This window comes from Vibrio sp. LQ2 (assembly GCF_023920125.1).
Lineage (GTDB): Bacteria > Pseudomonadota > Gammaproteobacteria > Enterobacterales > Vibrionaceae > Vibrio > Vibrio fluvialis.
On record NZ_CP085308.1, the window covers coordinates 1270004 to 1291325 of the forward strand.

General features: G+C 50.3%; 18 protein-coding genes. 8 read left to right on the plus strand and 10 right to left on the minus strand.

Features of this window, described 5'->3' with window-relative positions; translation table 11 throughout:
* Nucleotides 1–161: 161 nt before the first annotated feature.
* The 8 genes from LGV68_RS05945 to LGV68_RS05980 form a co-directional block, all read right to left on the minus strand.
* The gene (locus tag LGV68_RS05945) at nt 162–1523 is read right to left on the minus strand and encodes a TRAP transporter large permease (RefSeq protein ID WP_020429982.1); all 1362 of its coding nucleotides are present in this window, start codon (nt 1521–1523) and stop codon (nt 162–164) included.
* Between the two features lie 3 nt (nt 1524–1526).
* On the minus strand, nt 1527–2201 hold the full coding sequence (locus LGV68_RS05950; RefSeq protein WP_020327832.1) for a TRAP transporter small permease: 675 nt from the start codon (nt 2199–2201) through the stop codon (nt 1527–1529).
* Between the two features lie 76 nt (nt 2202–2277).
* A complete protein-coding gene (locus LGV68_RS05955) occupies nt 2278–3279 on the minus strand; it encodes a TRAP transporter substrate-binding protein (RefSeq protein ID WP_032081811.1) in 1002 nt (333 codons plus the stop codon).
* A gap of 239 nt (nt 3280–3518) precedes the next feature.
* Complete coding sequence (locus LGV68_RS05960; protein WP_252536381.1) at nt 3519–4709, minus strand: S8 family serine peptidase; 1191 nt, start codon at nt 4707–4709, stop codon at nt 3519–3521.
* A 365-nt stretch (nt 4710–5074) separates the two neighbouring features.
* Nucleotides 5075–6322: an ABC transporter substrate-binding protein gene (locus tag LGV68_RS05965; protein WP_075988721.1), complete on the minus strand. Its 1248-nt coding sequence runs from the start codon at nt 6320–6322 to the stop codon at nt 5075–5077.
* 76 nt (nt 6323–6398) lie between these two features.
* Nucleotides 6399–7853, minus strand: coding sequence for an ATP-binding protein (locus LGV68_RS05970; RefSeq protein ID WP_020327836.1), 1455 nt, complete (start codon nt 7851–7853; stop codon nt 6399–6401).
* 1 nt (nt 7854) lies between these two features.
* The gene (locus tag LGV68_RS05975) at nt 7855–8580 is read right to left on the minus strand and encodes a response regulator transcription factor (RefSeq protein WP_020327837.1); all 726 of its coding nucleotides are present in this window, start codon (nt 8578–8580) and stop codon (nt 7855–7857) included.
* A 115-nt stretch (nt 8581–8695) separates the two neighbouring features.
* Nucleotides 8696–10165, minus strand: a complete 1470-nt coding sequence (locus tag LGV68_RS05980; RefSeq protein WP_252536382.1) for a protein adenylyltransferase SelO — start codon at nt 10163–10165, stop codon at nt 8696–8698.
* 408 nt (nt 10166–10573) lie between these two features.
* Here LGV68_RS05980 and LGV68_RS05985 point away from each other — a divergent pair, with 408 nt between their 5' ends.
* Nucleotides 10574–11941: an L-serine ammonia-lyase gene (locus LGV68_RS05985; RefSeq protein WP_165880375.1), complete on the plus strand. Its 1368-nt coding sequence runs from the start codon at nt 10574–10576 to the stop codon at nt 11939–11941.
* 37 nt (nt 11942–11978) lie between these two features.
* On the opposite strand, the gene LGV68_RS05990 is transcribed toward LGV68_RS05985, so the two are convergent.
* Complete coding sequence (locus LGV68_RS05990; protein ID WP_055453548.1) at nt 11979–12692, minus strand: hypothetical protein; 714 nt, start codon at nt 12690–12692, stop codon at nt 11979–11981.
* A gap of 286 nt (nt 12693–12978) precedes the next feature.
* On the opposite strand from LGV68_RS05990, the gene LGV68_RS05995 reads away from it, so the two are divergent.
* The 6 genes from LGV68_RS05995 to LGV68_RS06020 all read left to right on the plus strand — a co-directional run bounded on the left by LGV68_RS05995 (nt 12979) and on the right by LGV68_RS06020 (nt 19713).
* Entirely contained in the window at nt 12979–14508 is a 1530-nt protein-coding gene (locus LGV68_RS05995) for a bifunctional GNAT family N-acetyltransferase/carbon-nitrogen hydrolase family protein (protein ID WP_020327841.1), read from the plus strand.
* Between the two features lie 387 nt (nt 14509–14895).
* Entirely contained in the window at nt 14896–15318 is a 423-nt protein-coding gene (locus LGV68_RS06000; protein WP_199252545.1) for an oxidoreductase, read from the plus strand.
* Between the two features lie 119 nt (nt 15319–15437).
* Nucleotides 15438–17258 (plus strand): bifunctional diguanylate cyclase/phosphodiesterase, encoded by a 1821-nt coding sequence (locus LGV68_RS06005; protein WP_252536741.1) that lies wholly within the window; start codon nt 15438–15440, stop codon nt 17256–17258.
* A 155-nt stretch (nt 17259–17413) separates the two neighbouring features.
* Nucleotides 17414–18112 carry a CDP-alcohol phosphatidyltransferase family protein gene (locus LGV68_RS06010; protein WP_208563492.1) on the plus strand — a complete coding sequence of 233 codons (699 nt, stop codon included), beginning with the start codon at nt 17414–17416 and terminating at the stop codon, nt 18110–18112.
* A complete protein-coding gene (locus LGV68_RS06015) occupies nt 18105–19037 on the plus strand; it encodes a phosphatidate cytidylyltransferase (protein WP_020327845.1) in 933 nt (310 codons plus the stop codon). The genes LGV68_RS06010 and LGV68_RS06015 overlap by 8 nt, the downstream gene beginning before the upstream one ends.
* A 7-nt stretch (nt 19038–19044) precedes the next feature.
* Nucleotides 19045–19713 (plus strand): lysophospholipid acyltransferase family protein, encoded by a 669-nt coding sequence (locus LGV68_RS06020; RefSeq protein WP_061056688.1) that lies wholly within the window; start codon nt 19045–19047, stop codon nt 19711–19713.
* Between the two features lie 26 nt (nt 19714–19739).
* On the opposite strand, the gene LGV68_RS06025 is transcribed toward LGV68_RS06020, so the two are convergent.
* Nucleotides 19740–20498 (minus strand): ferredoxin--NADP reductase, encoded by a 759-nt coding sequence (locus LGV68_RS06025; protein ID WP_252536383.1) that lies wholly within the window; start codon nt 20496–20498, stop codon nt 19740–19742.
* Between the two features lie 174 nt (nt 20499–20672).
* Between LGV68_RS06025 and LGV68_RS06030 the strand changes: the two genes are divergently transcribed.
* On the plus strand, nt 20673–21107 hold the full coding sequence (locus LGV68_RS06030) for a thioesterase family protein (RefSeq protein WP_020327848.1): 435 nt from the start codon (nt 20673–20675) through the stop codon (nt 21105–21107).
* The last annotated feature ends 215 nt before the right edge of the window (nt 21108–21322 follow it).

Below are 21322 nucleotides of genomic sequence, written 5' to 3' on the forward strand. Positions count from 1 at the left end.
GCGTGTATTGTGAAGAACAACGCGTCAGCGTCGATCGGCGGGTAAAACAAATCAAATGGCGCTTCTATGAACGAAGAACAGGCTTGGCGGATTCACGTAGAAACCCGAGCAAGCCTGTGAGAGAGGTAGTCTGACTTTTCTTAAATCACAGCAACATGCTGTTATTTGGTAATGATTTCCGGCCCCATCAGCATAGTCGGTAACCAGGTTGATACCCATGGCACGTACGTCACGATGATGAGGAACAGGAACATAACGCCAACCCATGGCAGAGCCGCCTTGACCACGTTCATCATCGACATCTTCGCCACCCCGGCGGTCACAAACAAGTTGAGCCCGACCGGCGGAGTTATCATGCCGATCTCCATGTTCACCACCATCATGATGCCAAGGTGAATCGGGTCGATGCCCAGAGCGATTGCGATTGGGAAGACCAACGGTGCCACGATGATCAGCAGGCCTGATGGCTCCATAAACTGGCCACCAATCAGCAGCAACACGTTCACCACGATCAGGAAGGTAATCGGGCCTAAGCCTGCCGACAGCATCGATTCCGTGATCATCTGTGGTACGCGTTCTTCAGTCAGTACGTGTTTCAGAATCAGCGCGTTGGCGATGATGAACAGCAGCATGATGGTCAGCTTACCGGCATCAAACAACGTGGCTTTGGTATCTTTGTGAATGAGCGACTCAAACACTTTGACGATCGCTGGTTTGGTGTTGGTCTTGTCGGCAAACGGTCCCATGTCGCGGTAGATAAAGTTGGCGATCAGGAATGAGTACACCGCCGCGACCGCTGCCGCTTCGGTTGGCGTAAAGATACCACCGTAAATACCCCCCAGAATGATGACAACCAGCAGCAAACCCCAGCTCGCATCTTTCGCGGCCGCCATCGCCTCTTTCCATCCAACAAACGGTTGTTTAGGCAGATTTTTTACACGGGCAGTAATGTAAATCGCGATGATCAGCATCAGACCCGCCAGCAGGCCCGGAATCACGCCGCCGAGGAACATACGGCCAACCGACACGTTGGTTGCCGCCGAGTAGACCACCATCACAATCGAGGGCGGAATCAGAATACCCAGCGTACCCGCGTTACAAATCACGCCTGCTGCGAATTCTTTGGTGTAGCCATTTTTCACCATCCCCGCGATAACAATACTACCGATCGCCACCACAGTGGCCGGTGAAGAACCCGACAGTGCCGCGAACATCATACATGCGACGACTGAAGCGACCGCCAAACCACCACGGAACCAACCCACCATAGCAATCGCAAAGCGGATAATACGTTTTGCCACACCACCGGTAGACATAAAGCTGGATGCAAGAATGAAGAAAGGGATGGCCAGCAGTGTGTAGTGCCCTTCAAAGGCGTTAAACAGGGTTTGTGCCACCGAAGCCAGTGAAGCTTCAGAGTGCCACATCAGAAACAGAATACTGGACAGACCCAGTGAAACCGCGATCGGCACGCCCGCAAGCATGAAGCCAACCACCATCAAAAATAACAGCAAAATCGCCATGGTTTACTTCTCCTTACCGTTGTCTCGCGATTCAGGCGTTGCCATCATGGCTTCACCCGCACCTTTCAGCTCTTCTTTCAGTGCTTCAAGATCTTCTTCTGCTTCGTGACCCGCAATGATGCGGTCCAGTTCGCCCGTCAGCACCTGATAACCCACTTGCAGAAAACGGAAAGTCAGCAGCGCCATACCCAACGGCAGCGCCATATAAGGAATGAAGCGCGGCATTTTTTCGTAAGCTTCACCCTCGTTAAACCAATCGGCTAAAAACTGCAACATGTCCGGCATCGGAATATCGTCCGTTTCGTACCAGGCACGCTCGCTAACAAACGGATACCAGTAATTCCAGGAGCCAATCAGCAGCAGAATAGAGAAAGCAAGACAACAACCCACCGCAAACAGTGCCAGCAACTTGCGCCCGCCCTCTGGCGCGAGGTTAATCATCACATCGACGCCGATGTGGAAGTGCTTTTTCACGCCGTAGGACGCGCCCACCAGCACCATCCATGCGAACATGAAAACGGTAAGCTCAAGGGCCCAAAGAATATTGTCGTTGAATAGATAACGCATAATAACGTTGACGAAAGTTAACAACGTCATTGCACCGAGGAAGAAGGCGATTAACGTCTCTTCGACCTTATCGGTCCAGTTGCCGACTTTAGAAAAGAATGACTGTTCCATGTGATACATCGCTCTATAAGGCTTTAATTATGGTGAGAAATGGCCTCATTGCCCGATACAATGAGGCCCACTTCTGTTACTTGTTGTTCGAAGCTAGAGCGGCTTCGATCAAGTCTGAACCGATGTCTTTCTCGAATTTCTTCCACACTGGTTTCAGAGCATCAACCCAAAGCTGGCGCTGCTCAGGAGTCAGTTCACGCACCACACCACCCGCTTCGATGACGTATTGCTTGTTCTGCTCTTCCACTTTGTTGGATTCCGCGTTACGAGTTTCGGTGACTTCCTTCAGAATCGTCGCCAGCTGGTCACGCACGTCTGCTGGCAGGCCGTCCCACCACTTGGTTGACGTAACCACCAGGTAATCCAGGATACCGTGGTTGGTTTCAGTAATGCCGTCCTGTACTTCAAAGAACTTCTGACCGTAGATGTTCGACCAAGTGTTTTCCTGTCCATCGATAACTTTGGTCTGCAGGCCGCCATACACTTCTGCAAACGACATTTTCTGTGGGTTTGCACCCAACTGTTCGAACTGAGCAACCAGCACATCCGACGCCTGAACGCGGAACTTCAGACCTTTCGCGTCTGCAGGCACCAGAATTGGCTTGTTGGCCGAAATCTGTTTCATGCCGTTGTGCCAGAATTCCAGACCTTTCACGCCACGACGGTTCATCGCATTTTTCAGCTTCTCACCCGCATCAGAGTTCTGGAAACGGTCTACAGCATCAACATCATCAAAAAGGAACGGAAGGTCGAAAAGGCGGAACTTTTTGGTGAATTTTTCAAACTTAGACAGAGACGGAGCAGCCAGTTGAACGTCGCCATTCAGCAATGCTTCCAGTACTTTGTCATCATCGTACAGCGTTGAGTTAGGGAACACCTGCATACAGGCTTTGCCGTTCATCTCTTCGTTAACGCGCTTTTCCAGCAGTGAGGCAGCAATCCCTTTCGGGTGTTTGTCTGTGTTGGTCACGTGGCTGAACTTGATCACGATTTCACCCGGATCACAACTGTTCGCAGCAGCATTGAAGCTAGTGACAGCAAGAATAGAGGCAGTTAACAGGGTAAGAGGCTTTAACATTATAATTCTCCTTGGTTGGATTCATCAGTCCCGTCGCTGGGTACTGGATGAACTGTAGGAGCAATTAGTAAGCCAACTTGCTACAAACTGTTAACATTTTATATTTTACAAAGAGTTACAACTATTGAGCATGCAAATGAGTACAAGACTTTCAATTCATACCCTTAAAAATGGGTGGAAATTGACCCATGAGAAAATGGCGTTTGGGTCAGTTTCCACCCGTTTTCGAATCAGTTGAGTTATTGTTGTTGCTCGCCTGATATGCCGTACTCTTTATCACCAATCGCAATCAGTTGGTTGGCTTCATCTGGTGCAAACCCTGCCAACACCATGCCACAGAAATGGGGAGCCGCCATCGACGTCCCGCTTTTGCTGGTGACTCCGCCCCCAAGCTGAGTGGACACAATATTAACCCCTGGCATGGCGTATTCAACGTAAGTCGGAATCGTTACGCCACCGACCGTGTATGAACTTACCGATGTGTTGTAGTTTGACCAGTATGGCGGAATGGAACTGCTATCAATGGCTGCGATGGTATAAACATTAGTTCTTTGCACCTGCGCGGGCGTGTAGTTGGAGATATCCGTCCCATTGTTCCCCGCCGCAATCGAGAAAATAATACCTTTACTAGCTACATCATTTATCGCGCTGTCCAGCGCTTGAGAAGTGCCTGAACCACCCAAGCTCATGTTGACACAGTCACCAGCATGCGCATTATCGTCCGTCCACTGCTGGCCGACAAAATCCACACCAGCAATCACCCCCGACATGCTGCCACTGCCGCTGTTATCCAGCACTCGCACTGGCACGACTGTCACGCCAGCGGCGATGCCGACCACATCAATTTGGTTGTTGATCGCACCGATCGTTCCCGCAACATGGGTGCCATGTCCGTTCCCATCGGATGTTTGGTTGGGTTTGCCGCGCGCGTAGTTTATGCCCAGACTGGCATCCACATTTAAGTCGGGATGGCTGGTATCAATACCCGTGTCGATAATCCATGCTTTGTTGCCTGAGTTAGGCGTTCTTGGCCCTCCCACGAAAGCTACACCCCAAGGGGTTACCTGAGGAGGCTCAGTTGACGATCCGGTATCGCCGCCGTTGCTTGGTTTTCCACCTCTGGGCATCGCCTGAACCAGCATATCCGGTTCAATGTAATCAATATCCGGAAAGCGATGTTGTAGTCCCTGTAACGCGGTCAGCGGCATATGCACCGCAAAACCCTGAATCGCATTCTGGTAGCGAAACAGCACTGCGCCTCTCTGGTTCTCAATCGCGGCTAAAACTTCTTCAGCTTTTGAGGGTGAGACATCATTCTTCAGAACCACGATGTAACGGTCGGTCAAATCAATCCCCTGATTGATCACAGACCAGGCCAGTGGTGAGACGAGAGTTGCGACAAGAGTGAGAGAAATTGTGGTTGAGCGCATAACTAAGTTCACTTTTTATTGGCTAGGTGGCTTAATTATAGATGCTATTGACAGATTGGTTATTTAGTGGCGGACTTTGAAAAAGGTAAGTGCACCCTCCTTCTGAGCCACTCGCTGACTCAGTCGCACCCCCGTGCTATTCACCCAAGCCTCCCCCGAGTACCTGAGTATTGGCGGAGAGTGCACTTAATCCGGAACCATCGTGGTAAACCCTATCGACAAAAAAGATCAAGGGTTCACCATGATGTGTTAACAACCAACAATTTTAGCCCAAAAATCACGTGCCAGTAGCCACAATTGTCCTCTCGCTAAGATGGAAACCTCTTTGTGCAGGACACGCGTTTATACATCAACTTTCACCAAGACTACATGGCGGCTTTGACTGCCTTTGCCAATTTCTGCGCTGCTTCATGCGGATCGGCATCGCTATCGTTAAAGAAGTTACTGACTACGTCAAACATCGCTGCCTGAGCATAACTTGTGGTTGCCATACCGTGTGCCATGCTCGGCACCAGTGCCCCCGTCTTCGCCGAAGACTTAAACTCGCGCATTGAATCTATCGCACATTGGTCAAACTTTGACATATCCATGTCGGTTCGAACCGGAATCGAACCTTTGTTCAGGTTAAACACCTCCTGAAATTCCGGATCCAGAATGGTTTTTGCCAGCGCTTTCTGCGCTTCAATGTTCTCTTTGTCGCTCAGTTCGAAAAACACAAAGCTGTCGACGTTATAAATAAACTCTCCGGCAGTACCGAGTGCTGGCAGGCAGAGATAATCCTTGCCAGGTTGTTTTCCCGCCGCAGAGAACTCACCTTTTGCCCAGTCACCCATAATCTGCATCGCCGCTTGGCCATTAATCACCATTGAAGTAGCGACGTTCCAATCCCGCCCCGGCGCCGCCGCATCGATATAGCGGTGCAGTTGTTTAAATCGGGTGAACACTTGAACCATCTTGTCACCCGACAATGTCGCCATATCCAGATCAACAAATGCTTTGACGTAATCCTGCGCACCCAGAATATCCAGCGCCAAGGTTTCAAATACCGTGACGTCCTGCCAAGGCTGACCACCATAGGCGAGCGGAATAAACCCAGCGGCTTTAATTTTCTCTGCCGCAGCAAAGAACTCGTCGAGATTTTTCGGGATATCCGCACCAGACTTTTTGAACACATCAGGGTTTGCCCAAATCCAGTTCACCCGGTGGACGTTCACCGGCACAGCCACATATTCATGGTTGTATTTCATCACATTGGTGATCATCGGCGGGATGATGTTATCCCAGTCTCCGGCTTCAGCTACATCATTCAGGTTGGTCAGAAAGCCCAAGCTCGCCCACTCCTGAATATCATGCCCTTTTATCTGGGCAGCGGACGGAGGATTGCCGGAAACAGCCCGGGTTTTGAGCACCGTCATTGCGCTTTCTCCCCCGCCCCCTGCGACAGCAAAATCCTTCCAGGTATGGCCTTGCTTTTCCAGCATCTCTTTGAGTACTGCGTTGGACTTCGCCTCGCCACCGGAAGTCCACCAGTGAAGAACTTCCACTTCGCCGCCATAAGCCAGCGAGGCAGAAAACAGTAAACTGGCCGCGAGTAAGGTTTTTGATAGCTTCATGGTTAGGTCCAACTCGGTTTTATGATTCAAGGCTGACGTTAGGAACGCTTGATACAGCCCATTTCGAAGTGATTCGTCACACTTCGATGGTCGGTGGAATAAAGACTTGGACAATCAAACCACCTTGCAGTGAATTGCTGATGATCAGATCGCCACCGTGGCCGTGAAGAATATTGCGGCAGATACCCAGTCCAAGGCCATGCCCTTCGCCGTCATCCGACAAGCGGAAATACGGTTCAAACACCGCTTCCAGTTTGTTCTCCGGAATGCCGGGGCCCTGATCATGAATGGTGATCACCACCCACTCGGCGGTCTCATTGATGCTGACGGTCACTTCATCACCATATTTGACGCCATTACCAATCAGATTGGTCAGTACCCGTTTCATCGCCAGCGGCTTCGCCACCAAAGGTTCAATGTTCACCGGGGTAAAATGCACAGTTTCACGTTCGAAGTTATACCCTTCCGCGATATTCTGAATCAGCTCATTGAGATCGATATAGTCGTTATTTTCATGCAGCTCAGTGTCACGTACACATTGCAGCGCGCCTTTGACCATCATTTCCAGCTCGTCGAGATCGCGGTTAAATTTCTCGCGTTTGACGTCACTTTCCAACAGCTCAGCCCGCAATCGCAGACGCGTGATCGGCGTTTTCAGATCGTGCGAAATAGCAGCGAAGAGATGCTCGCGATCCGACACGTAGCGGCGAATGCGCTGCTGCATACGGTTAAAAGCACGGGTTGCAGTCACCAGTTCGCTCGCGCCTTCTTCGCGCAGCGGGCGCTGGGCAATATCCATGCTGAGGTCATTCGCCGCGCGGGCCAGATTCTTCAACGGTCGAACCTGACGTCGCATCAGCAGATAAGTCAGCAGCAACAAAATAGTCGTTGAGAAGAACAGGAACAAAATCTGCTCACGACCAAGAATATTGTCATCAAGTTTGACATAGGGCGCGGGTAGCAGCGCGGCGACGTAAATCCACTCATGCTCACCGAGTTCTATCTGCACCACCAGCACTGGTGGATTAAGTGGTTCCAGCGTCAGGGTATGGTAGGCCCAGGATTTCGGCAGATCGCTGAGAAAAATATCGTTTTTCAGCAAGCGCAACTTCTCCGGGCGGGTGAAATCCACCAGAATATTGCCGACATTAGTCAGTTTTTGATGCAGCACTTCCTGCACCGCATCAACCGAAGCGACTTTCAGACTGGTCTCTTCAATCGGTTCGACAATGAGCTGCTCTTTGTTAAACGAAACAAAAAAGCGCGTGCCGCCCATATTACGGATCTGGTCGAGCACGATATGACGATACTTAACGGGCAGAGACTGAAAAAAGGTTACCGTTGAGGCAAACATCCCCGCCATACTGGCGGAGGCGGAGCGGATCCCTTCAAGTTCATTGGCTTTGGACTGGCTGTACCAAATCGAGGTTGCAACGCCCTGAGCCAACATCACCGCCAGCAGCGTCAACAACAAAGTTCGGGCCACCAGCGAAGTGGGCTTAATGCGTTTCCATACGCGCTGAATGGGCATGTTAATACTCGAACTGAACCGGAACCGATAAAATATAGCCGTTGCCGCGCATGGTTTTGATGTAGTTCGGGTACTGCGCACTTTCGCCAAGTCGTTGGCGCAGGCGGCTCAGCTGCACATCAATACCACGTTCAAACGGTAAGGCTTCACGCCCGCGCGTTGCAAAGGAAATGGTGTCACGATCCAGCACATCATTAGGGCGATTGAGAAACAACATCAGCAGCACATAGTCACTGCCCGACAACTCATGCTCCTCTTCCCGTTCCAAATGCGCGATGCGGTGAGTCAACGTATTCAGACGCCAATCACCAAAGACAATGTGTGTCGGCGTTTGTTCTTCAGGCTTCTCTTCGCTCACCTGTACTCGGCGCAGCAGTGCTTTAATGCGCGCCATCAACTGGCGTGGGCTAAACGGTTTAGCGATGTAATCATCAGCACCAATTTCCAAACCAATGATTTGATCCGTTTCATCCGACACAGCGGTCAGCATGATGATCGGTACATTGGAATCACGCCGAATCTTCTGGCACAGCGTGAAGCCATCATCGCCCGGTAACATCACATCCAACAGCACAAGATCCGGATAACCTTGCTGATCAAGGTATTGCGCCAGAGCCCGTCCATCGGAAACCGTTGATACACTGAATCCGGATTTAGTCAGATACTCATCCAACAACTCACAGATTTCCTTGTCATCATCAACGACTAAAATGTGCGTGTTTCCCATTCCCCACCTATTGAAACCACGATTTTGGATAGTGTATCCATCAAGCTCTCACTTGATTATTGATATTTATGTAAAGTTTGACCTCATCCTAGACCGGGATCACATTTCCTTCGCCTCACGACGAACAGCTGATTTCGAGCTTTTTACCCCATTCTGGCGGCAGTTTGGCGTAATCTTCTGAATCCGGTTGTTCATCGAACGGATGTTTGAGCAACTCTGCCAGACGCAACACTTCGCTGTAATCACCCTCTTCGGCCTTATCAATCGCAATTTGGGCCAGGTAATTACGTAAAATGTACTTGGGATTGATCTGACGCATCTTAGCGCAGCGTGCTTCAGCACTCAGCGTCAGCCCTTGCTCATCCAACTCCTGATCACAACGCAGCAAGTAGCGGTCAAGCCAGGCCAGCGCGGCGTCGCGGTCAAGAAACAGATCCGCCACACTTTGCGCGGATTGCGTATCGAGATGAGACATCTGACGCATAAAACGGGTGTAATCCACACGATTCGCTTCGAGCAATTCGAACAGATCATTGAACAGCTCACCATCTTCCTTCTGACGGCTGACAAGACCAAGTTTGTCACGCATGAATGTGCTGAAATAGCCGTTGAGTTGGGTTTCATACGCATTGAGAGATGCTTCAAGTTGCTCTCTGGCGATAAGCGGCGACAACGCATGTGCCAGTGCCGATAGGTTCCACAGTGCAATACGTGGCTGTTGGTCAAACGCATAGCGTCCTTGGTAATCGGAATGATTGCAGATGTATCCCGGCTCATAGTCATCTAAAAAGCCGTATGGACCATAATCGAAAGTCTGACCGAGGATCGACATGTTATCGGTATTCATTACGCCATGGGCGAAACCAACCGACTGCCAGTGGGCAATCATCTGAGCGGTGCGATCGACGATATGACCGAACATAGCGGCATAGGGTTGATCTTCATTCACCCAATGCGGGAAATACCACTCGATGACTTTATCTGCCAACAGTTTGAGTTCTTCATGCTGTTCGGTATAAAAGAAATGTTCGAAGTGACCAAAACGGACATGGCTCTGCGCAACACGCACCAACAACGCGCCACGTTCCTGCTTTTCTCGGTACACCGGTGTGTCACTACTCATCAGTGCCAGTGCCCGGGTCGTCGCGATACCTAAACCCGCCATCGCTTCGCTGCACAAGTATTCGCGGATCGACGAGCGCAGTACAGCCCGGCCATCGCCCATACGAGAATAAGGTGTCAGGCCTGCGCCTTTAAGATGAATGTCAAAAACTTCACCTTGCTGCGTCGCCATTTCGGCCAGCAGTAAACCACGGCCATCACCGAGATCCGGATTGTAGACACCAAATTGGTGTCCGGCGTACTTCATGGCTAACGGCGAAAAGGCAGCCAGAGGATGCTGACCGGACAAGCTTAACAGCAGCTCTTCATTCGGCGTTTGCGGCAAGCCAAATTGCTCAGCCAGATCGCGATTCCACGCCACCCAGCGAACGTTGCTCAGCGGTTGCGGTTGCACCGGGGTATAAAAGGCCGCGGGCAATGCGCTGAAGCGGGTGGATAAAGTGACGCTGTCCCAAACCGACATAAAACCATCTCTCATTCGACTATTTGCCTGCAAGTTAGCAAATACCTGAGTCAAATACTAGGTTTTAGCCTGAACGACAACGATAAGAAAAGCCCCAGCTTCAAGCTGGGGCTTTCTCCATTACACTAGGCAGAATACGCCGACTAAAGCAACCAGGGAGAACACAAGCGTTCTGCCTATCACTCCCAACAAACTCGGTTGAATCATTTCTACGTGCATTTGGCTCTCCCCTCTGAATATGACAACGTAATGACAATATGATGAAATTTAAGGAAACTCTCAATAGCCAAAAATATTAATTTTTTGTTACATCCCGCATGACAAAAGGCATCACAGCCGATGGTTAGCGTCTACGCTTTAAGAAAGCACTAAGCTGTTTTGTGACTGAATCCAAATGCAGGTGACCCTATGTTGTCGATTTTCGATATTTTTAAAATTGGCGTTGGCCCGTCAAGTTCCCATACCAACGGACCAATGATTGCGGGCTTTCAATTCCTCTCCGTTATCCCGGATATCAATCAAGTGGCGCGTATCCAAATCGATCTGTTCGGATCGTTATCGCTGACGGGAAAAGGACACCACACCGACCGCGCGGTAGTGCTCGGTTTGCTGGGAAATCAGCCCGACACCATCAAAATGACCAGCGCGACACAGGCGATGCAGCGCGCGATTGACGATGGGGTGCTGCTGTTAGGTGGCCGCAACGAAATCCCGTTTCATTACTCCAGCGACCTGTTATTCCACAGTGAAAATCTGCCACTGCACGAGAACGGCATGACCCTTTCTGCTTTCGATGCTAAAGGCTTAATCGTCGCTTTTGAAACGTATTACTCGATTGGCGGCGGATTTATCGCCACCGCAAAAGAGCTCGAGCATGGCACCGCGGAATCGTCCATTAAAGTCGAATTCCCGTTCAACTCCGCCGAAGAACTGCTGAAAAAGGCCGAACGTAATGGCTTAAGCCTCGGCGGTTTGGTCCTGCGCAACGAACTGGCATTTCGCGACATCGACACCATCGATCAAAAAACCGAGCAGATCTGGAAAGTGATGTCGCTGTGCATGCAACGCGGGTTTGATACTGAAGGGATTTTGGAAGGCGGCCTCAACGTAACCCGCCGCGCGCCAGCGCTGCTCAAAAAACTCGAAGCCAACGCGGCGATAGAAAATGATCCGATGGAGATCATGGACTGGATTAACCTGTTCGCCTTCGCAGTCAGTGAAGAAAATGCGGCGGGAGGCCAAGTCGTCACATCGCCGACAAATGGCGCTGCAGGCGTCATTCCCGCAGTGTTGATGTACTATCATCGCTTCATTCGTCCACTCGACACCAAACAGCTCAAAGATTTTCTCGCTGTCGCCGGTGCGATTGGCATTTTGTACAAAACCAATGCGTCCATATCCGGAGCCGAGGTGGGATGTCAGGGTGAAATCGGGGTGTCATCATCGATGGCCGCCGCAGGGCTGACATCGCTGCGTGGCGGTAGCAATGAGCAAATGTGTATTGCAGCTGAAATTGCCATGGAACACTCGCTAGGGATGACCTGTGACCCGATTGGCGGCTTAGTGCAGGTGCCTTGCATAGAACGCAATGCGATGGGCGCAATGAAAGCGATTAACGCATCGCGCATGGCATTAAAACGCACCAGCAAGTGTCTGATCTCATTGGATAAAGTGATTGATACTATGTATCAGACAGGTAAAGACATGAACAAGAAGTATCGCGAAACTTCATTAGGTGGCCTTGCGCTGATTCATCTGGCTCCACCGTGCGAATAACGCTCAATTCTTCTCATGAGCCTGACGGTGCAAGCCGTCAGGCCGCCAATTTAAGATGAGACTGTTGCAGCATCTTATCGATTGTCTGCCGTTGAACAATCCACTGATAACTCAGCGATAAAATACAAATTTCGTAAGCCCAGGCCAGGTAGGAAAAGAGGCCGAACCCCAACGCAATCGCCCAATTGCCATCAGCTGGCAGGCTGCTGATCAGTAGACCTGAGCTCATCGGGATAATGCCTGTCAGAATAAAGAGCGCGCCTTTGTGTTCCTGAGACAAACGCCAGGCGAAACGCAGACCTCGCGGTTCATCATCAATCGCGGTGGCCGGAATCACCAACCCCCAGCGAGAGACCAGCCAAATCATCGGCAGCGTGCCCACCGCACCGACCAAAATCTGAATCCACACGCCACTTCTCTCATGTATCAGGCCAATTGCGCTGCTTAGCACGACCCACCCAAACACCACCACCATGATGGCAATAAACATCATCAGCCAATAACCAAGAATACGCATTTCACGTAAACCGGAAGGCGGCGAATCAGCCGGAGAACTTTGCCGATTCAACAGAATTTCCCGATGCAAGCGTACCGTCGCCCACGCCATGGCGACCATCACCATCAGGCAGTACAAGAACAACAGGGGTACTGAATCCGTTTCATCAGAATGGGATTGCAACACTTGAGTCGCGACGGTGACAGCCAGATAAGGCCAGGAGAGCGCCAAAAAGGCTCGCCATTTATCTCTCATTAACCGTGCCGAACTGACTAAAGTGTACAAAATGGGTAAGGGGTATTTTTTCATTGTCCTAGCTCAACGCATTGCTCCCTTACAATATGACTCAAATTGCGTACATTCGCAGCGATAACTGCGTGACATAAATCATGGGAAGATGACGAGTTAGTAATACATTGCTTATTAATTCATCAAACCAATGTATGCAAACCTCTGGTCAAAAATCGGGCTAAGCCTTGAATTGACGGATTAAGTTGTCCAGTATGGATAAAAGAAGGAAGCCACTGAGGACACGAAGTGTATGAGTAGTGATACACCGCGTTTGACACTGCGCGTGATAGAAAAAAGTGATTATCCCGAACTAGCAGAACTGATGGATCTGGTTTTTCACGATGTTGGTGGTGCCTGGCCACGCATGACCATCATGGATTTAATTCATCAGTTTCCCGATGGCCAGATTTGTATTGAAGACAACGGAAAAATCGTCGGTGCCGCACTGACCATCAAAGTCGATTACAACCGCTTCTCCCTCCCCCATGTCTACACCGACATCATCAACGAAAATAACGTCATTCAGCATAAAGCCAACGGCGATGCCCTGTATGGGCTCGATGTATTCGTCCATCCGGATTATCGCGGTCTGCGTCTGGGTCGCCGTTTGTACGCCGCCCGCAAAGACTTATGCCGTAGCGCTAACCTGAAAGCGATTCTCGCGGGAGGCCGTATTCCCGGCTATGGCCGTTATGCTGATACGATGGAGGTGCCGGAATACATTGAGAAAATTAAGCGCCGTGAGCTGTACGATCCAATCCTCTCTTTTCAGCTCTCCAACGATTTCGACGTCAAACGTATCATGCGCCACTATCTGCCGGAAGACGACAGTTCCCGCGGCTATGCGACTCTACTTGAATGGGATAACTTCTTTTACGAGGAGGACATCAACTCCATTCACGACATCGAAAAAACGCTGGTTCGCATTGGCATTGTGCAATGGCAGATGCGTGCCATGCTCAGTGTGGAGGACTTGATTGAACAAGCGGAATTCTTTGTCGATTCCCTGTCCAATTATCATGCCGATTTCGCGCTGTTTCCGGAGTTCTTCAACGCACCATTGATGGGACTGAAAAACGATCAGAATACCGTGGAAGCGATTCGCTTTCTGGCCTCGTTCAGCGAAGAAATCAAACTGCGTTTTTCCAAACTGGCGGTCACCTACAACATCAACATTATCGCGGGTAGCATGCCTGTGCTCGAAGATGGTCAGTTGTATAACGTCGCTTACCTGTTGCATCGCGACGGCACCATTGATGAGCAATACAAAATTCACATCACGCCTCACGAAAAACGCGATTGGGTCATCGACGGGGGTAATCAGGTGCAGGTGTTCGAAACCGATGCCGGCCGAGTGGGTATTTTGATCTGTTACGACAGTGAATTCCCCGAACTGGGTCGCATGTTGGCCGAACAAGGGGTGCAAATTATCTTCGTACCATTCTGGACGGACACCAAAAATGGCTACCAACGCGTTCGACTCTGTTCACAAGCACGTGCCATCGAGAACGAATGTTACGTCGCGATTGGCGGCAGCGTCGGTAATCTGCCTCGAGTGGATAACGTCGACATTCAATACGCCCAATCCGCTGTATTCTCGCCATCCGATGTGTTTTTTCCCCACGACGCGACGATTGCGGAAGCCAGTCCCAACACCGAGATGATCATTTTTGCCGATGTGGATCTTGATAAACTAAAGCAATTGAATACTGAGGGTTCGGTGACCAATCTGCGCCACAGGCGCATGGATTTATATGGCGGATTTACCCAAACCAAGTGACGAAAGTTATTGATATCCATCACATTAACTAGTCTGACCAGAATGCGTTACCCTATTTCGGTGGAACGCATTCTTTTTCAATTTGGAAATTTCATCGCCTTGTCGATCATGGGGTTATCGTTTTCACGCTGCGGAGTGCAACTAGCGTCGCAATTTGCAAATCACTAATTCGATTAAATTCATACAGTTAAATACATTACCCCTTTGGTATTAGCCACTTATGCCCCCTCTTGCAGTTCGTCCTTAATCTTTTTATATCTATGGGTAGCGCGCAACGTTTTGCGAGCAATATCCCACTTTGCGTACCCGACTACTGATGAGGAATGCCCCATGTTTAACGCCCTGATCTCTCGCAAAACTGCTGTTTTACTGGTGTGGTTTGCCTCGATGTCTGGTTTTGCCAGCACCGATACCATTCTCACCGTCGACAACCATGGTCGAAAGGCCCAATTCAGCCTTGAACAATTGCTGGCACACGCCGACAAAGAGATTGTCACTAACACCCCTTGGACCGACGACAACACCAAGTTTGTCGGCGTCTCAGCCAAACAACTGCTGAACATGATTGGCGTTTCAAAAGCCGATTTAAAAGTCATTGCGTTGAATAATTATTGGTCGACCATCCCTTACGACGACATTGAAAAGTACAACCCGCTGTTTGCCGTGAAAAAGAACGATGACGTCATGAGCATTCGCGACAAAGGCCCAATCTGGGTGATCTATCCGCTCAGCGAATTTAATGAAGTAAATAACGAGGTGCTGCACAGCCGTATGGTGTGGCAGGTCAGCCAAGTAGAAACGCTGCAGTAATCAAAACGCTGAGTGTGCAGGTATCTATGAGCCGCCATATTGCCATTTTCATCATGTTTGTGTTTGGACTGTTTATCTTCTCCATCTGGACGTTGGTCAAGTTCAACGACACTTATAACATGCTGACCAAGCACACTCAGTTGTCTGCCTGGGCACTGGCTCAGTTGGAGATCGAAACACTGGAGTTTTCTTCCCAGCTTGAAACCTACCTGCTCAACGACACCCGTTCGTCACGCAAACTCAATCTCAAATACGACATTCTATGGAACCGTTATGATACGTTTCTCAACAGCGACGAAACACGCGAGATCCGTTCGCAGTACGGTTCTGGTGAAGTGATCGCGAAGGCGTTTAATGTGCTGCGCAAGTACGAAAATGCCGTGCTCAAATCCAATCTCAGCGAACTGAAGGCGTTTTCTGGTGAGCTGAAAAGCCTGATGCCCGGCATTCGCAACCTGATGATCGTCAATTTCACAGGGGAAGAGTCGGCCAAGAACAGAGCCATCATCGCGGACAATAAACAAGCCGTGTTGTACGACATGCTGTTGATCTTATTGGTGCTTGGCTACATCTCGCTGCGCGTATACAAAGATGCCAAATACCAACAGTTTATGGCCTGGCATGATCCGCTCACTCAGCTGAAAAACCGTAACTATCTGCTGCAACAAATTAAAAATCTGAGTAAGCGTGAAGACGACTACGCGTTGATTTTGCTGGATATCAGCCACTTCAAAGAGATCAATGATATCGTCAGCTACGAGTACGGCGATAAAATCCTGACCGAAATCAGTGAACGGCTCAAAGCGAAGTGCGATCAGTTCCACTTTTTGTGCGCGCGTGTCGGTGCCGACGAGTTCGCGATCCTCATTAACCGCTGTGATTTCAATTTCGAATTTTTCGTCAAGGCGTTATTGAGCGATCTTGGTGCTGTGTTAAATCGTCTCGACCCTTCCAAACGTATGGCGCTCGCAACCGGGATTGCGATGAGTCACGAGATGAGCGAGCACACCAAACGTTACCTCAAAAAATCGTCGGCGATCCTGAATAACGCCGACCTGGCACTTAACATCGCCAAGAAAAATCCGGCCGATCCTGTGGTCTACTACAGCAAAGAGATTGAGATAGCGCACCGCAAAAAGCGTAAACTGTCCGAAGAGCTGGAAGGTCTGATCAAAACCGACGATCAGCAGCAGCTTTACATGGCCTTTCAGCCGATTATTTCTCCGCAAAGCGAACGCCTTGGTTGCGAAGCACTGATTCGCTGGAACCATCCGCAACACGGTTTCGTGAATCCGGAATATCTGATCGCGATTGCGGAAGAATCGGGGCTGGCTAAAGAACTGGGACGCTGGATCATGCGACAGGTTTATCATGCCCTGTCTGTCGACTGGAGCGCTTTCCATTCGCGGATTGAAGTCGCCATTAACCTGTCAGATTCGCTGTTTGACGAAGAGTTACCCGCGTTGGTGTCGGATATCTTCGCCACCGACATCAACTACCTTGACGCCATCGTGCTGGAAATCACCGAAACCATGACTCTGGATGAAATCGAGCGCAGCGTCAGCATCATTCGCCAGCTCGAAGACATCAATATTCGTCTGTCGCTGGACGATTTCGGTACCGGTTGGTCGTCACTCTACAACCTCAACCACCTGCGCTTTAACAAGCTGAAAATCGACAAGTCGTTTGTTCGCGACCTGAACAGTTTGGACCAACAGAAGTTCTTTATTTCGGCGATCGTAACCTTATCACATCAGCTTGGCATTAAGGTCGTTGCTGAAGGGGTCGAAAATGAAATTCAGCTCCATCGCCTACAGGAGCTGGGCGTCGATGAATTTCAGGGCTACTACTTTTCTAAACCCATCACCAAAGAAGAATTTGCCCATTTCAGCCATCAGTACTTTGCCCACCGAAAGCCAGCGCTCAGTGCAGTGGAATGATCCCGAGTGTTCACGGTTAAATCTCGTTAACTTGTCCCAGAACCCACGTGACAACGCTTCAAAAACTCAGCAATAAATGCTAATACTTCGCCTCTTATACAACTTGTTTAATAATTGATTTATCACTAAAACAACACACTATCGTCAGAGGCTTTATGAATACCCCAACCCCGGATGAGGCTAATCGCCGACCATTGGCCGTCCGCGAACTCAAACCCACCAAACGCATCGCCATCTGGCTTAGCCAGAAGAATGTCACCCCAAATCAAATCTCTTTGCTCAGCATCCTCTTCGCACTGGCAGGGTTTATCAGTTTACTGCTCTATTACTTTTACCCTGCCGCTTCGTTGCTGTTACTCGCCGCTGCCAGCATTCAGTTGCGCCTGCTGTGTAACTTATTTGATGGCATGGTCGCTGTTGAGGGCGGAAAAAAGACGCCTGCCGGAGAGCTGTTTAACGATGTACCGGATCGCATTGCCGATCCGCTGTTTATCGTCGGTGCCGGCTTTGCCACGCAATCGTTGGTGGGGATGGATCTGGCCTGGATTTGCGCCATTCTCGCGGTCTTGACGGCCTACGTCCGCGTGCTGGGCGTGAGCATGAACGGGCCAGCGGATTTTTGCGGCCCGATGGCGAAGCAGCATCGCATGGCTCTGCTGACGGCTTCACTGTTGATATTGTGCGTATACCAATGGCTACAACTGCCGCTGCATTTTTTGGGTTACACCTTAGATTGCGCCCTCGCGCTGATGTTGTGTGGCTTGGTGATCACCACCTGGCGACGTCTGGAACATATCTATCACTACCATCAGGCGCAATTCGCCCAGCAACAGGAAACTCAGCGAGATGTTTAATATTCCCGTTCACTCTCAACATGTCATGCTGGCGATCGTCGCTGTGCTGGTCGTCGGCACTGTGTGCTATTTGTGGTTGTCACGCCGTCACACAGATCGTGACTATCTCGAGCTGAAACTGCGCATTCGCTCCTGGTGGTGGATGGTGGCCATCGCATTTGTCGTGTTGGCACTACCACTCAACTACACACTGTTTTTCATGGGTTTTCTCAGCTTTTTAGCACTGAAAGAATTTCTGTCTATCGTTCCGACCCGTATGACCGACCGCCGCGTCATTTTCTGGGCGTACCTCTCCATTCCTTTTCAGTTTTACTGGCTGTCGATCGGTTGGTACGGCATGTTCATCATTTTCATTCCGGTGTACATCTTCTTGTACCTGCCCATGGTGATGGTGTTGATTGGCGATACCAAAGGCTTTATTCGCTCTGCAGGCGTGATTCACTGGGCAATGATGCTGACGGTGTTCTGTATCAGCCACATGGCGTATCTGTTGGTGCTGCCCAGCCTTAACCCGAATGCGGGTTCATTAGGCATGCTGCTGTTTTTGCTGGTAATGACCCAATTCAACGATGTTTGTCAGTACGTATGGGGTAAGAGTTTTGGCAAGCACAAAATCGTGCCGAAAGTCAGTCCGAACAAAACCTGGCAAGGTTTTATCGGTGGCAGTGCGACAGTGATTGTGGTGTCCTATTTCGCCGCGCCGTACCTGACGCCACTCAACCCGATACAAGGCTTGGTGGCCGGAGTGATCATCGCTTTCAGCGGCTTCATCGGCGATTTGGTGATTTCATCGGTCAAGCGAGATTTGCGTATCAAGGACACCAGCCAGTTTATCCCTGGCCACGGCGGCATTCTGGATCGAATTGATAGCCTGATGTTCACCGCACCGCTGTTCTTCCATTACATCTACTATCTCTATTACTGAGGCCACCATGGCAAGATTACTCAAACTGTTGTTTGTGCTGCTGATCGTCAAGCCACTGGTGTTTATTGGCTTGGGGCTCAATATCTTACAGCGACAAAACCTCCCCGAGCACGGGCCGATGATCATCGCCGCCAATCACAACAGTCATCTTGATACGCTGGTGTTGCTGGCGCTGTTTCCGATTCATATGGTGCATCGCGTGCGCCCGGTTGCAGCGGCCGATTACTTTCTCGCCAATCGCTTTGTGGCGTGGTTGTCCCTCAATATCATTGGCATCATTCCGATTCGCCGTGCACCATCCGCTTCCCAGCGTGACGCCGTCTTTGATGCCTGTCATGCGGCATTAAGTAACGATGAAATTCTGATTATTTTCCCCGAGGGCAGCCGCGGTGAACCGGAGATCATGAGCGGCCTGAAAAAAGGCATCTACCATTTGGTGAAAGATCACTCAGGCGTCTCCGTGCTGCCTGTGGTCATGCGGGGTCTCGGGCGTTCACTGCCTAAAGGGACGGCGATGCTGGTACCGTTTAACTGCGATGTGGTGATCGGAGAGCCGCAAGCGGGATTTACCAGCGCCCAGCAATTTATCGACACCATGCAGACACAATATCAGCAACTTGCGCAGCACTGCATTACGCAGACCGCCAACGCAGAACAACTCGATATTGAAGAGTAAAAAACGCGGCGATTGCCGCGTTTTCTTTACCAGTAACGTTCATGAATATAGTTGCCACCCGTCGCCTGACGAAATGGCGGCAAGCCTTTGTCGCGTAGGGTACTGGCGGTGTCTTTAATCATGTCCGGATTACCACACATCATCACAAAACTGTGCTCTGGCGCTAACTCTAACTCACTTACAGTTTGCAGCTCACCTGACTCAATCAGGGCCGGAATACGTCCACTCATCGCATCGCTAAGCGCTTCGCGGCTGACCACAGTGTGATAGCGTAAGCGCCCCTGATATTGCTCCACCAGCGTCTGAATATCGCGGCGATACACTCGGTCACGACCATAGCGCACGCCGTGCACCAGCACGATATTCGGTTGGGTCAGGCGCTGGTCGGCGAGCAGTGACAGAAATGGACCAATTCCCGTCCCGGTTGCCAATAACCATAAATCTTGCGTGAAATCAGGAATCGAAGGCTGAATCAGATCGCCGTAGGCCGAATTACCCATCCACACGGTATCACCAGCGGAGAGTGATTGCAGGCGCGGAGAAAGCTTGCCTTGTGGATGAGCCACAATCAAAAATTCATGTTCATCCGCTGTAGCCCCTGGCGCATTAACCAGAGAATAGGCTCGGCTCACCAGATTGCCTGCATCATCTTCGAGCCCCAACTTGGTAAACTGCCCGGCCGAAAATGGCAACTCGGCGCCGCTCACTCGCAGTGAGAACTGCTCCGGCGTCCAGTCGATACGTTCAATCACCTGCACTGGGTTAAAACCTGCGAATAGACTCATGATCTTTTCTCCTCACCGATTATCTTTGAGTGACGTTACGCCCCTTTACGCCTTAAGTAAAGTTTTTACCTTACTTATTAGGTTAATGTTTTGTTAACGCACTCACCGACAACTCTATGCGATAACGACTAGAATAATTAGTCTAATCACAGCTCAACCAAGGAATGAAAGAAGATGGAAAACTTACTGCAGGACTTTCCGGTCGTGACTGAAATCCCGGTCGCATGGGGCGAAATGGATGCCTTACAACACGTCAACAACGTGGTCTATTTCCGCTATTTTGAAACGGCGCGCATCGATTACTTTCGTCACATTCAACTGATGGAAGATTTGGCGATCACACAGGTCGGCCCGGTGCTGAGCGAAACGCAAAGTCGCTACAAAATTCCGGTCACCTTCCCCGATACGTTGCTGATCGGATCGCGCGTGAGCGATGTGCAAGAAGATCGCTTCACCATGGAGTATCAGGTGGTGAGCAAAAAACTGGGCAAAGTGACCACCACAGGCAGCGCCACCGTGGTGATGTTTGATTTTAAAAACGGCACCAAAGCCAAACTGTCAGAGCGTATTCTCGACGCCATTCAAACCCTTCAGGATCTGCCTTCCTGATACGATTCGACACCTACCTCCAGGCTGCTATCCACAAGGCAGCCTGAAATACCGCATTCGTGCCGATGTGAGCCATGGCGGCATATACCCAAACAACTTGGAGTTGCAGGTAGGCGGCAAATGAGTGAGTCCCCATGAGCATAGATACGCTATGTGATTGGGGTGAATGAATGCAGCCAACACCGCTGCAGCTTCAAGTAGGAAGGGTATAGTGG